Genomic DNA, 12,288 nt, shown 5'->3' with positions numbered 1-12,288 from the left:
TAAAGTCCTAAGTAATAGGGGATGAACCATCCAGATGAAATCGTATCCAACTGATATTTAACGATATCAACAAATTCATATACGGACATATCAATTAAGAACGGACTAAAAACTAAAATTGATAGTGACTTTATCCCTATAATCGATCCAAGGAGACTTAAACTCATGGTAAGAAAACCAGCAAGTATGTACAGGAACGTAAGACAGCGTTCATTCACAAGAAGAAAATACATGGGTGGTGTGCCTGGAAGCCAGGTCATTCACTACGATATGGGTAACAAGAATTCTGAGTTCCCGATAAAGCTTTCACTGGTAGTCGATGAAAGATGCCAGATACGCCACACTGCACTTGAGGCCGCGCGTATCACTGCTAACAGGGCCATAACTTCTGCAGCAGGACGTACAGGCTTCCACCTCAAACTGAGAGTTTATCCTCATGAAGTGCTCAGAGAGAACAAGCAGGCAACCGGAGCAGGTGCAGACCGTGTATCCAGTGGTATGCGTGGTGCCTATGGTAAGAATGTAAGTACGGCGGCAAGAGTTTCCGCAGGCCAGAAGATATTCACGATCTCAGTTAACAAAGAGAACTTTGCAACAGCAAAGGATGCACTTAGAAAGGCCGGGCACAAGTTGCCTACTCCGGTCAGGATCACTATTGATCAGGGACTGGAGCTTGTACAGTAAGTGTGGACTTAGGGAGTGATGATATGAAAGATTACGAAGCGCTTTTGGACCGTGCAATAGAGAACCTACCTGACAAGGAGACCACGGACATCCGTTTCGTGATCCCCGAACCCAAGATAATGATGGAGGGCAAGACCACTATCTTGGACAACTTCCTCAACATAGCGGACATACTGAACAGGGAACCGGATCACGTGATGAAGTATCTCACACGTGAAATGGGAACTGCAGGCAAAATAGAAGGTATGAGGGCTATTTTCCAGGGTCGGTTCTCAAAGGACCAGATCCGATCCAATATAGAAGCCTATGTGGAAGAGTTCGTCATGTGCTCCGAATGTTCAAGGCCGGACACACAGCTCACCAAGATGGAAAGAGTTCTCGTGTTGAAATGTTCTGCATGTGGAGCTCACAGGCCTGTGAAGAAGAGACGCAGCACTGCACCTGTGAAGCAGGATGCCATTGAGGAAGGAAAGGAATATGAAGTCCATATAGATGCAGTCGGCTCCAAAGGAGACGGCATTGCCAAAGTGGACAAATATACCATCTTTGTACCTGGCGCTGCAAAGGGCCAGGCAGTGAAGATAAAAGTAAAACGCCTCAGTGGTACTCTGGCATTCGCAGAGAAGATATGATATCCACATGGGCCAGATGTGAATCTGACCCCATCTTTTTTTAATTTTGATCTACGCCTTCAGGCATTATTCTTACACTTAGAAGGAATAAGTTATATTATATAAGAGCCGTAAATATAATAAGTCTGCAATTGTGCAACTTTGGATTGAGGTTTTGGATGGCTCGCATACCTACTGGAATACCCGGATTTGACCAGCTTGTAGAAGGTGGCTTCATAGAAAATGATGTAATCCTTCTCATAGGAGGACCCGGTGCCGGAAAGTCAACTTTCGGAGCACAGTACCTGTATGAAGGTATCACACGATATGGAGAGACAGGTGTTTACATCACTTTTGAGGAAGCACCTGCACGCATCATGCGCAATATGTGGAGACACGGCTGGGATCTTGAGAGGCTTGCAAAAGAAGACAAGTTACGTATAATCAGGGTAGATCCCATTGCTTATGAAAGGTACATCAAGAAGAACCAGGATACTGAATCAGGTACTGAGACGGATACGACTACTATTGAGGCTGTTCTGCGGCAAATATACGCCAGTGTACAGGAAATTGGCGCCAAACGTCTGTTCATTGATTCTATGACATCCCTCAAGATAACCCCTGACCCGGTCAATGTCAGGTACATCATCCTTGAATTCATTAAGAACATCGAAAACTTTGATTGTACCACCCTGATAACAAGCGAACTCAATAATGACCCGGACCATTTCAGCGTAGAGGAATATCTTGCCGAAGGAGTTATTTGCCTTAAGGTATTGAGGATTGGCGGAGAAAGGATCAGGTCTATAGAGATACTGAAGATGCGAGGCACCAAACACGATGAGGTGTTGCGTCCTTATGTTATGACCGATCACGGGATCGTTGTCTACCCAACACAGTCCGTCATAGGTAAGGAAGCGGATGTTTTCTCCACGGAGACACTCAATGGAAGGAGAAAACCAGATGAAACCGGATCATGTAGACTCACAGGACGAGAAGATCACGTTACTCTCAATACCGGGACTTTCCATCAGGATGGATAAAAAAGACGATTTCATCCAGTTGAAGGCAACCGGAGGCTTGCACAAAGCATGCACTCCTTTTCTAAGCAGGATCAACGAAAGACTCAAAGAAGAGAGGCCGGCTTTTGTTACAAAAGACTATGTTGTGGCTTCCACATGGCTTCCGCCCATACCGAGTAAGCCATTCAAGAGACTCCTTATGGCTGAAACCCAGATAGCTCTTGGAAGGTACATTCCGGAAACGGTTTCTTTTGAAATTACCCGCCAATGCAAATGCAACTGCGAACACTGTGTTGTAAGCGGAGGAGAAGGGGATCTTGATATAAATACGATCAAGCGCGCCATCGACTTAGTGCTTGACATGGGAGCAGTGGTCATAGTATTCACCGAGGGCGATCCCATGATGCGGGAGGAGATATACGAACTCATAGAGTATGTCGACAAGGAACGCGCCATAGTCAATATGTACACCCCCGGAACCGAGATGACGCCTGAGAACGCACGGCGGCTCAAGGAAGCAGGACTGCATACCCTGCTTGTAAGCCTGTATTCCACCAATCCTGCAAAGCATGATGCCGTACGTCGCCTTGAAGGAGCTTTTGAGATTGCTACCGGCGCAATGAAAATGGGACTTGAAGCCGGTTTGCTTGTCACGATGGCAACTCACGTTTCCCCGAAGAACATAGGAGAACTGCCTGCCATGTACGAACTGGCAAGGCAGATCGGTGTGCACGAGTTTTCACTTTGGGAATCAGTCCCTAAAAAGAAAGGTGATTCCATAATAACGGAAGATGACAGGAGAATTGTCCTTGATATGTACCATCGCGTCAATTCTGCAGGGAAAGGACCTCGCCTTTTTTCAAACTCGTATTTCGAGGGAAAGATGCTTGGTTGCATGGCTGGCCAAAGGTGGCTCCATGTGTGCGTGAATGGTGCTGTCAAGCCCTGCCCCTACATTCCCTTCAGTTATGGAAACATCAGCAGGGACAGCATGAAGGATATATGGGAAAGCATACGCAAAGATAAGGCTTTCAGAGGGCAGCGCAACACCTGTCTTATGCAGGAGAGAGAATACCTGGAACTTGTGGAGAAGATACCTGAAGGTGCATCGAAACCTTACGATATCGAAAAAATAGAACACTAAATTCACTATTTACTTCTTTTTCACTTCAGGGAAACCGTTTGTATCAAGGTTTTCCAGCAGTTTTTTGTTTTGCCAGTAAAATCCAATGAGGGTCATAGTCACGATAAGAGCCATGTAACGAATGCTTGAGAAAATATCAGGCCACAGGTAGCTGAACATTACGAGCAGAAGGATACTGAATACCCACATAAAGACTGTGTTGATGAGTGAAGCTTTTGCAGGACCATACTTTCTGTTCAAATGATGGAGCATTTTCCATCCTGTGAAATAATCAGTAAATTTCAATATCCCTGCGCTCTGAGAATCTCCTATGTATCGCCTCATTTTTTCGTTGTTGATTTCATAGATTTTTTTGTAATTGACTAATGCGAACATCGTTGTGAACAGGAAAGCAACAGAACCGTATTGTAAAGGAAGGACAAGGAACAATGAAGATGAAATGAACATCATGGAAGCCACAATTGCGGGCAGGTAACTCTCTCCATACTTACGGGCCGAATGTAGATTGTAAATGGCCACTGAGCCAAAGAACAATGCCCCTAAATGATAGATAGTTATATACACTGTTGAATCCTCGCATAGATTTGTCACTGATAACTAAAAATGAATAGTAGCATTTATATCCAATTATATAAAATATTTACGACTAGTTTGATGAAAATTAGAATGTATGCCCGGACTCGCAATAAGAACCTTTACATATCACTAAGTGATTTTATTAACAATTTTATGCGACACGCTTATAGGAAAACGAGTGCTCCTATCTGACCATTCGATACAAAGAGGCCTCAAATGAATATGAAGATCGACCCCTGGAGTGCATTGATCATAGAAGATTATTCCAAGCTATTCGAAGAGTTCGGGATATTACCTTTTGATAATGTGCTTCCGGAGATACCGAATCCGCACAGGTACATGCGCAGGAAGGTCATTTTCGGCCACCGTGGTTACGACATGATAGCCGATGCAATGAATAATAATAAACCATTCTCCGTTATGAGCGGATTCATGCCCTCCGGCAAGATACACCTTGGACATAAGATGGTGATGGAAGAGATCATCTGGCACCAGCAGCAGGGCGCCGATGCTTTTGTCGGTATCGCAGACAGGGAAGCACATGCTGTCAGGGGTATCTCATGGGAAAGGTGCAGGGACATCGGCACCGAAGAATATATAATCAGCCTTATTGCCCTTGGTTTCGAACCAGAGGGGCACATATACTTCCAGTCAGACTCGCAGCAGGTGAAGGACCTGGCTTTTGAGCTTGGGTCAAAGGCGAATTTCTCTGAACTGAGCGCTATCTACGGGTTCACGGGGGAGACCAGTGTATCTCACATGCTCAGTGCCGTGACCCAGAGTGCCGATATACTGCACCCGCAGCTTGAAGAATACGGCGGGCCAAAACCCACAGTCGTACCTGTGGGTGCTGACCAGGACCCGCACATTCGCCTTACAAGAGGGCTGGGCAATAAAATGAATATGCTCAAGATAGAGAGACGCAATGACAAGGAAGGCAACGGCTACTTCAGCATACGAAGCAAAACTGCATCGCAGGAGTCAATGAAAGAGCTTCAGGAGCGCATCCCCGGCAGGACTAAACTGTTCGAAGGGCACCTGGATGTTCAGGATTGCGATAACTTTGATGAATTGCTCAGGATCGTACGGGAAGTGGAGCTTAGGTCAGGAGGGTATGCGTTCGTTCCCCCATGTTCTACTTACCACAGGTTCATGTCAGGACTGCAGGGCGGGAAAATGTCAAGCAGTGTTCCTGAAAGTTATATCTCACTAACAGAAGATCCAAAGGAAGCCGCAAAGAAGGTTAAAAGGGCAAAGACTGGCGGCAGGATGACACTTGAGGAGCAAAAGAAGCTCGGCGGCGAGCCTGGAAAGTGTTCTGTCTACGAACTGCTGATGTTCCATCTGGTGGAGGATGAAGAGGAGCTTGCGTTGATATACAGCGAATGCGTGGGCGGACAAAAGGTATGTGGCAACTGCAAGGTCCTTGCTGCGGAGAGGATGGAAAAATTCCTCAGGGAACATCAGGAGCTACGTGAGCATGCAAAGGACAGGCTTGAAGAATATGGTTTAAAGAGAAAATGAAGGTACAATTATGAAATCCCGTTATAACCTTACATCTAATGAGAAGACCTTGCTGATATCACTTGAAAAATTGAAGAAGGCAACCCCGGAAGAGCTTGCGCAAAGTGCAGGAATGAAAATCGAGACTGCGATGCAGGCAGCTTTTTTGCTTGAAGAGAACGGCCTTGCACGAGTAGATGAAAGTGTCATAGAGACATATGAGCTCACCGATGAAGGACGGAAATATGTTTCCGAAGGGCTTCCCGAAAGGAAGGTAATTGATGCTATCTCTGAGCCAACACCACTGCAGGAACTCAAACAGAGATTCTCTCCTGATGTGGCCGGCATAGCTACCGGCTGGCTGCGCCGCAAGGGGTGGGCCAATATAGAGAACGGAATGGTTGCGCCTACCGGTAATGCCGGGAAGGGAGAGGACGAATATGTGCTGGAGAGATTTGAGGGTCAGGCAAGAACTATTGAGGAACTGGGAACAAACACAGGAATTGTTACCGAGCTGCTTAAACGTAAACTTGTGACTAAAAAAGATGATAAACACCGTTCTGTTAGTATCACCGCCGAGGGTCTTGAAGTGGCTGCCTCCGGAATTATCATCGAAGAAGAGGTTGCCCGGATCAACTCTGAAATGCTCAAGAGCGGGCAATGGAAGGATGTGAAGTTCAGGCCTTACAATATCCACACTCCGCCAAAGGCCATATACGGTGCGAAATCCCATCCATACCAGCGCCTGATAGACCAGATGAGACGGATCTTCCTGGATATGGGGTTCACTGAGATCAAGGGAGAGGTCGTGCAGAGTTCGTTCTGGAACTTCGATTCATTGTTCCAGCCTCAGGACCATCCTGCAAGAGAGATGCAGGACACTTTCCACCTTTCCAGTACTTCGGAACTGCCAGTGGAATATAAGGATAATGTCTGTGCCATGCACGAATACGGAGGAGATACCGATTCAACCGGCTGGGGAGGAACCTGGAGCGAAGAAATAGCCTGCAAGAACGTGCTCAGGACACATACTACAGCTCTGACCATCAAGTATCTCGCAGATAACCCAAACCCTCCCGTGAAAGCATTCTCCATTGACAGGGCATACCGCCGCGAAACTATAGATCCAACCCATACACCCGAGTTCGAGCAGCTGGAGGGCGTCGTTATGGATAAAGATATGTCCTTTGCCAATCTGCTGGGATGCCTGAAGGAGTTCTATCACAGGATGGGATTTGAGGACGTGCGCTTCAGGCCCGGTTACTTCCCGTACACAGAGCCCAGCGTCGAGCCGGAAGTATATGTCGAAGGGCTTGGCTGGGTAGAACTCGGAGGAGCAGGCGTGTTCAGGAAAGAAGTGACAGAGCCTCTGGGAATCAAGTACCCCGTACTTGCATGGGGGCTTGGAGTAAGTCGCCTGGCAATGTTAAAACTTGGACTTAAGGACCTGCGCCTTCTGTATCAGTCCGATATAGACTGGCTGCGCAAAAGTGAGATATGCCAGCTCTGAGCTGGCGATTATCTTTTATTTTCAGGCATTTTCCAGTATCTCTGCTTACAGGGGACTTTTCCGTCTCTACGGCATTCTCAAGGTACAGTTCACACAATAGTAGCACAGGATGCATTTTGAGATACCGACCCACGGCCTGCGCGCGGCAAGGATGTTGGGCTTGAGCAGCACACAATCACTTATTTTGATAAATTGATGAGAAGCCATCTATGAGAGAGATAACATCGGGGATACATTCTTTGGATTTGGAATAACCTTTACAGTGTACAATCGAGACTTTGTGGCCCAGAAAGATTAGTTAAGTATAACAGGCTAGAAAAGTGTATAAAATTTGCTTTTCGAATAAAAGGACTAGCTGTGACCAATAAAACTCAATAAAAGAAAATTTCTCATTATAATAATGATGATAGCAGCTGCGAGCGGTCACATAAGATTAAATAGAAACAAAGATAGATATTAAAACGTCTAATCAAAAGACTGGAATAATAATACTGAAAACGGTATGAAAAGAATGGTGGTATGAAATGAGAAGAATATTAGTAGCTTTGCTTGTATTGATGGTAGCTATGCCATTGGCCATGGCAGCAAGTGTTGCCCCGGTCTATTTCGGTAATTGGCAATCTGGCAACGCCGAAGACGAGTGCCAGCAAGCTGGTGGATGTGGAGAATTTGCATATAAATTTGATGACTGGGGTGAATCAATTCCTAGCGGTGAATATGATGTTGGTGGCGGTAATACTATTAATATCTCCAACAGCGATCTGAAGGATTTTGACTGGGAGTCAGAATACCCTGTGTGTGCGGTCATAGTTGTTGGTGGCTCTAGTGCTAACGTTTATTATTATGACAATGCGACCAGTGATTCCGGGCTCATTGCTCCACTCAATCAGGGTGGGCAGCAAGCAGATATCAGCCACGTCACGTTCTGCTTCAATGAGGACAATGGTAACGGTGGCATAGAAGAAATCCCAGAGTTCCCGACCGTTGCGCTCCCAATAGCAGCAATCCTTGGTCTGGCATTCTTCTTCCAGCGAAGAAAGGAGTAAACTAACTCCTTCCTGACTTTTTAGTGTTAAACTTTGTTCGTCCTGTTTTTGTTCCCGTGCATTTTTCCGCGCACCTTGGACTGCTAAGGAGGTCTTCACCAGTACCTATTGTTCAATTATAAGTCAATTATATGCATAAACCGTCCCGGTTGATTTTTACAGCTTAAATAATAAGACAGAATATATCTGCCTTTACAACCCTCCGAAGTTAAGTTTCGCAAGCCCCTTAAGTTAATAAAAGAACTTTTTATATAACACTTTAAGTGGGGTGGTACAACTGTGAAACAAAGAATATTGCTTTTAGCTGTTGCAATTGCAATCCTTTCCATAGGGTCTGCGAATGCGGCATGCTATATAAATGAAGTTGAGGAAAATAAGAGCCAGTATGATGGCGACCTCAACGCAACAATGACCATAAACAACCAGACCACACCATACTCAGCTGAGATCGAGCTGAGCAATGAAACTCTGGAGGTGTTCCCGAACGCTACTATGACCACTATTCTATTGAACGTCCCTGCAGACCAGATAGAGAGTGCAAGCAGTGAAGCCGGGAACTGGTCAATAGCAGAGATAGATGAACAAGGCCAGACAAATACAGTTGTCATGGCTGAGATCGACGAGAATGCAGAGAACATAAGTGGTCCTGTAACCATTAACTTCAATGATAGCTGGAACGGCACATTCCCGGCTAATGATGAAGGATATGTGATAGCAGTCGACATCGAGAACATAGGAGATGCTGGAAATGACAGCGCATGGGTAACCCTTGGATTCTGCGATGAAAATGTCACAGACGATAACGTCACCGATGGAAATGTAACTCCTCCAGTGGATAATGCCACTGACGGTAATGTAACACCAGGAGACAACGATACAGATGGAAATGTAACCCCTCCTGCGGATAATGTCACCAACGTTACCAATGTAACGACATGCTACCTGAACATTGTTGAAGAGAACAAGACACAGTATGATGGTGATCTGAACGCTACAATGATCGTCAATAATGAAACTACGCCCTACACGGCTGAGATCGAACTGACGAATGACACTCAGGAAACATTCCCGAATGCAACATTAACGACCATAGTGCTGAATGTGCCAGCGGATGAGATAGTCAATGCAAACGATACACTTGGGAACGAGTGGGAAATAACGGAGATAGTGGAAGAAGAGCCAAATCCATTCGGTAATTTCACTACAATGCTCACCATGGGTGAGGATATGATGAACCCGTTCGGCCAGTTCACTACAAAAATAACCATCAATGAAACCGACAGCAATGCAACAGGTCCTGTCACAATATACTTCGACGACAGTTGGAATGGTACATTCCCAGCGAATGAGGATGAGTATGTGATAGCTGCAAACATCGAAGATATTGGAGAGATGGGAGATGACAGTGCATGGGTGACACTTGGTTTCTGCGAGGCAGAAGAGCTTGTTGAAGAGCCACCGGTTGAGGAGCCGCCAGTGGAAGAACCACCAGTAGAAGACATGGCGACCCTGTGCTATATCAATGATGTAGAGGACAACAAGAGCGAGTATGAGGGTAACCTCAATGCAACTATGATGGTCAGCAATGAAACAGCACCATATTTCATTGAGATCGAGCTCACAAACGAAACTCTGGAAATGTTCCCGAACACTACCATCGAGACTATCCTGTTCAACATTCCTGTAGACCAGATAGATAATGTGACAGCCTCATACGGGAACTGGTCACTGGTAGACTTGAACGATAATAGAACGGTGATAGAGAGATTCGAAGCGGACGAGAGCAACAATACAACAGACTCAGGTCCCATAACAATCTACCTCAATGAGACATGGAACGGCACACTTCCTGCAAATGAGGAAGGATATGTAATCTCTGTTGATTTCCAGAATATTGGAGAGATGGGAAATGACAGTGCATGGGTAACCCTTGGATTCTGTGAAGCATCAAATGTTACAGAGGACAATGTCACAGAGGACAATGTTACAGAGGACAATGTCACAGAGGACAATGTTACAGAGGACAATGTCACAGAGGACAATGTTACAGAGGACAATGTCACAGAGGACAATGTTACAGAGGACAATGTCACAGAGGACAATGTTACAGAGGACAATGCCACAGAGGACAATGTCACAGAGGACAATGTTACAGAGGACAATGCCACAGAGGACAATGCCATAGTTGAAGAAAATAGTGCATGAGTGTTAGAAGAACATAAAGAGAGACAGATTGCAAATAGAAGCTCAAAGCAGAATAAAGCGAACCGGTATCTTATGAATGATTGGTGATGATCAGAGAGAACATAGCGATTTGATCAAGCCGTTTCATGCACTAATATTGGTTCCTTTTTATCTTTTTTTAATTGTATATTGAATACTTGGTTTGTGGATAAATACAATTGTTCCTTGTATTTTATAATATAGATATCATACTTATTTTCCGCATTATTTTGGAACAATTCCAACTATATCAAAATAGAGGAAATGAAGTTCACAAACAGGGTCCTGTGAAACATTCATATTTTTGAAGATAATACCTGAATTAAAAACTTTGCTAATATGTGTAATCACTATATGAATTATGCATCAATGTTTCGCAAAGAGAATAATACACTAGGAACAAAAGAACTACCGACTACACTTAAATGTAGGTGGTACAATATGAAAATGAATGATTCGAGGTTAAGAATAGCGTTAATAACTGCTGTTATGGTATTCCTGTCAATCGGGATTACCAGTGCGGCATGCTATCTAAATGATGTTCAGGAAGACGAGTACGAGGGACAATTAAATCTAAGTTTGGATGTATCAACATCAGCCCCATATACAGCTGAGATGATGCTGACAGATGAAACCCAGGCCCTTCAACCTGATGCGGTAGTTGAAACCATACTGCTCAATATTCCTGCCGATCAGATAGAAAGCGCAACTGATTCCGAAGGGAATGAATGGGAAGTAAATGAGGTTAGCGAAGAAGCAGAAAACCTTGGAACTTTCAACACCAGCATTGAACCAGGCGACGATGCCGAAATTAATCCTACAACTACAATCACTATAAATCTGGTTGACACGTGGGATCAGTCATTCCCAAGGAATGATGCAGGATATCTCATAGCAACTGAGATTAGTAACATCGGAGAAAATAGTGATGATAATGCATGGGTGACTCTCGGATTCTGTGATGAGGAGACCCCTGTTGATGAAACTCCTGCCGATGGGAACGAGACAGTAACTGACAATGAGACAATCATTGATGATAACGAAACAGTTGACAATGAGACTATAATAATAGTTGATGACAATGAAACGGTTCCAGACAACGAGACCACTGCCGAAGCTGACTGCTATTTGAATATTGTTCAGGAAGACAAGAGTGAATATGAAGGACAGCTCAATGCAAGTGTGATGATTGATAATGAGTCAAAAACTGCCGAAATAGAGCTTACAAATGACACCTTTGAGGCATTCCAGGATGCTCAGATCAGCAAGATCCAGGTCAATGCACCTATGGAACTCATAGAGAACGTGACGGATGCCGAAGGAAATGAGCTTGAATTTACAGAAATAGAGGAAAATGAAACAAATGAGATGCCCTTCGGAGAGTTTCTGATAACGATCATTGCAATGATGAGTGATGAAGTGGAACATGATTTCGGAGATTTCCAGACTGAGATTACAATGTCAGAAACTGGAAATGCAAGCGGTCCGATAACTATCACATATACGGATGAATGGGATGGCACCACTCCGGTGAATGAACAGGGATATGCTATCGCAGCACTTGTCGAGAACATCGGTGATGCGGGAGACGACATGGCCTGGATAACCTGTCAGGGAGAAGGAATTACAGCTTGTTATCTGAATGTCGTCCAGCCAGAGAAGAGCCAATATGACGGCCAGCTGAATGCTACAATGCTCGTGAATAACCAGACTTCACCCTACTTCGCAAATATAGAACTGACAGATAATACTACGGAAACTTTCCCGAATGCTTCAATCAGTAGCGTCATGATCAACGTGCCTGCAGACCAGATAAGCCATGTAAGCGATGAGAATGGCAACTGGACTGAAATAACAGACAACGAGACAGGCCAGACCATGTTCGTAAAAGAAGAGGACATGAACCAGACTGAAGACATGAACCAGACTGAGGACATGAACCAGACTGAGGACATGAACCAGACTGAGG

Annotated in this window: 10 protein-coding genes; 9 read left to right on the top strand and 1 reads right to left on the bottom strand. The window is 44.9% G+C overall.

What is annotated here, in order from left to right:
* Positions 1 to 165: 165 nt before the first annotated feature.
* The 4 genes from QZZ22_RS04830 to QZZ22_RS04815 all read left to right on the top strand — a co-directional run bounded on the left by QZZ22_RS04830 (position 166) and on the right by QZZ22_RS04815 (position 3,461).
* Positions 166 to 684 carry a 50S ribosomal protein L16 gene (locus QZZ22_RS04830; RefSeq protein WP_292463118.1) on the top strand — a complete coding sequence of 173 codons (519 nt, stop codon included), beginning with the start codon at positions 166 to 168 and terminating at the stop codon, positions 682 to 684.
* Positions 685 to 707: 23 nt separating this feature from the next.
* Positions 708 to 1,316 carry a translation initiation factor IF-2 subunit beta gene (locus QZZ22_RS04825; RefSeq protein ID WP_292463117.1) on the top strand — a complete coding sequence of 203 codons (609 nt, stop codon included), beginning with the start codon at positions 708 to 710 and terminating at the stop codon, positions 1,314 to 1,316.
* A gap of 158 nt (positions 1,317 to 1,474) precedes the next feature.
* Complete coding sequence (locus QZZ22_RS04820; RefSeq protein WP_292463116.1) at positions 1,475 to 2,338, top strand: ATPase domain-containing protein; 864 nt, start codon at positions 1,475 to 1,477, stop codon at positions 2,336 to 2,338.
* Entirely contained in the window at positions 2,241 to 3,461 is a 1,221-nt protein-coding gene (locus QZZ22_RS04815) for a radical SAM protein (RefSeq protein ID WP_292463114.1), read from the top strand. The genes QZZ22_RS04820 and QZZ22_RS04815 overlap by 98 nt, the downstream gene beginning before the upstream one ends.
* Positions 3,462 to 3,470: 9 nt before the next feature.
* Here QZZ22_RS04815 and QZZ22_RS04810 read toward each other — a convergent pair whose 3' ends face one another.
* On the bottom strand, positions 3,471 to 4,052 hold the full coding sequence (locus QZZ22_RS04810) for a hypothetical protein (RefSeq protein ID WP_292463113.1): 582 nt from the start codon (positions 4,050 to 4,052) through the stop codon (positions 3,471 to 3,473).
* Between the two features lie 201 nt (positions 4,053 to 4,253).
* Between QZZ22_RS04810 and QZZ22_RS04805 the strand changes: the two genes are divergently transcribed.
* The 5 genes from QZZ22_RS04805 to QZZ22_RS04785 form a co-directional block, all read left to right on the top strand.
* Positions 4,254 to 5,561 (top strand): tryptophan--tRNA ligase, encoded by a 1,308-nt coding sequence (locus tag QZZ22_RS04805; RefSeq protein WP_292463110.1) that lies wholly within the window; start codon positions 4,254 to 4,256, stop codon positions 5,559 to 5,561.
* A gap of 10 nt (positions 5,562 to 5,571) precedes the next feature.
* Positions 5,572 to 7,050: a phenylalanine--tRNA ligase subunit alpha gene (locus QZZ22_RS04800; RefSeq protein WP_292463108.1), complete on the top strand. Its 1,479-nt coding sequence runs from the start codon at positions 5,572 to 5,574 to the stop codon at positions 7,048 to 7,050.
* Between the two features lie 524 nt (positions 7,051 to 7,574).
* The gene (locus QZZ22_RS04795) at positions 7,575 to 8,096 is read left to right on the top strand and encodes a PEF-CTERM sorting domain-containing protein (protein WP_292463106.1); all 522 of its coding nucleotides are present in this window, start codon (positions 7,575 to 7,577) and stop codon (positions 8,094 to 8,096) included.
* A gap of 279 nt (positions 8,097 to 8,375) precedes the next feature.
* Positions 8,376 to 10,301, top strand: coding sequence for a hypothetical protein (locus tag QZZ22_RS04790; RefSeq protein WP_292463105.1), 1,926 nt, complete (start codon positions 8,376 to 8,378; stop codon positions 10,299 to 10,301).
* A gap of 459 nt (positions 10,302 to 10,760) precedes the next feature.
* Positions 10,761 to 12,288 (top strand): hypothetical protein (locus QZZ22_RS04785; protein WP_292463104.1); only part of this gene is annotated, 1,528 nt, incomplete at its 3' end.

The organism is Methanolobus sp. (assembly GCF_016278365.1).
Lineage (GTDB): Archaea > Halobacteriota > Methanosarcinia > Methanosarcinales > Methanosarcinaceae > Methanolobus.
The sequence above is the reverse complement of the archived record's forward strand: the minus strand, read 5'-3'. Positions and strand labels throughout refer to the sequence as shown.